Source organism: Pantoea sp. A4 (genome assembly GCF_000295955.2).
In the GTDB taxonomy this organism is placed as follows: Bacteria; Pseudomonadota; Gammaproteobacteria; order Enterobacterales; family Enterobacteriaceae; genus Pantoea; species Pantoea multigeneris.
This window is the reverse complement of the sequence record NZ_ALXE01000043.1, coordinates 1-1,077: the sequence shown is the minus strand read 5'-3', so window position 1 is coordinate 1,077 and position 1,077 is coordinate 1. Positions and strand designations below refer to the sequence as shown.

At 39.7% G+C, this 1,077-nt stretch carries 2 protein-coding genes; both read right to left on the bottom strand.

Annotated features, from left to right (window positions below; genetic code table 11):
- Positions 1–202: 202 nt before the first annotated feature.
- The gene (locus B880_RS0117675) at positions 203–655 is read right to left on the bottom strand and encodes a hypothetical protein (protein ID WP_017348784.1); all 453 of its coding nucleotides are present in this window, start codon (positions 653–655) and stop codon (positions 203–205) included.
- A partial coding sequence (locus tag B880_RS25215) for an RHS repeat-associated core domain-containing protein (protein WP_017348783.1) occupies positions 652–1,077 on the bottom strand: 426 nt, incomplete at its 5' end. The genes B880_RS0117675 and B880_RS25215, both read right to left, overlap by 4 nt.

Genomic DNA, 1,077 nt, shown 5'->3' with positions numbered 1-1,077 from the left:
CGGAACAGGTTGTAGTGTAGCCCGGTTTCCCTGTCTTCGTACTGCCCGGCGTAGCGCAGCGGGATATGTACCTGATTTTTCAGCATCGGCATGCTGTTGATGACCGGGTTAGTGACCTCGCTTTAGGGGGCGTTTTTCAGGTCATAGTGCTATTAATAGCAATAATTGCATAGACAGAAAATGACCGTTACTTGTACGAAATTTATTCCCATTTTGCTATAGAAATGTAATGTTCATCTAGCATTAAACATAGCCCAAAGGAGTAATCGCTCTGGTAGATTAGGATGTCACGATAAGCCAGCTTCTCTCTAATTTTAGAGTAAGAATTCAGGAATGTTTCAGTTGGAAGTGTAACTTCATATGCATTTTTACCAAAAATAAAGAATGAGATGTTTGTAAGTGAGTGATTTAAGCTCTCGCTTACAATTGACTCGAATGCTTGATAAGTCTCTTCTAGACTTTTATTCTCACTTCGTTTGATTTTTTTTACAACATGCGCATATGCTATTTCGTCAAGTTTCAATAGTTTTTCTTTTGAGCTAATGCTATCGAGAAAAGTAAAATTACCATCTCGCGTCCCAAAAATATCCATGGCGATGATTTTTTGGTCGTTTTTTTCTTTCAAAGATTCAATTTTAGAAAGACTTTTACTCATGAGCAGTTTCTCTTATTTTTAGAGTCAAATCCCTTCATATCTTCGGGGTGATGTCCAGGGTATTGATTATATTTCCCTTTCTCCATAGGGTTTCTTCTTTCATCATCAGCAGCGTGGAAATGTGGCCCTCGACCAAATTTATCCTCTTCATGAAGGATTACATATCTTTTTTTACCATCAACATTAAATTCATAAACAGTTCTGTTTTCGAATTCGCTATCATATACATATTTGTGAGTTTCAAATTGGCTGCTCTTAGGAATCCCTGCTTGCTGTTTCGCTGATTTAAACGCAACATTTCTTGAAACTAGCCCCCACGGATCAATCCACCCGTTCGGATTCGGCGCGTACTGGTAAAGATTAAACCCACCCAGCACCCCTATCGGATCCGGGGTCGTAAAGCGGCCGACCTGCGGATCGTA

Bases quoted from the DNA above. Each gene is read 5' to 3' on its own strand.
- B880_RS0117675 (WP_017348784.1), bottom strand. From the start codon at position 655: ATGAGTAAAAGTCTTTCTAAAATTGAATCTTTGAAAGAAAAAAACGAC.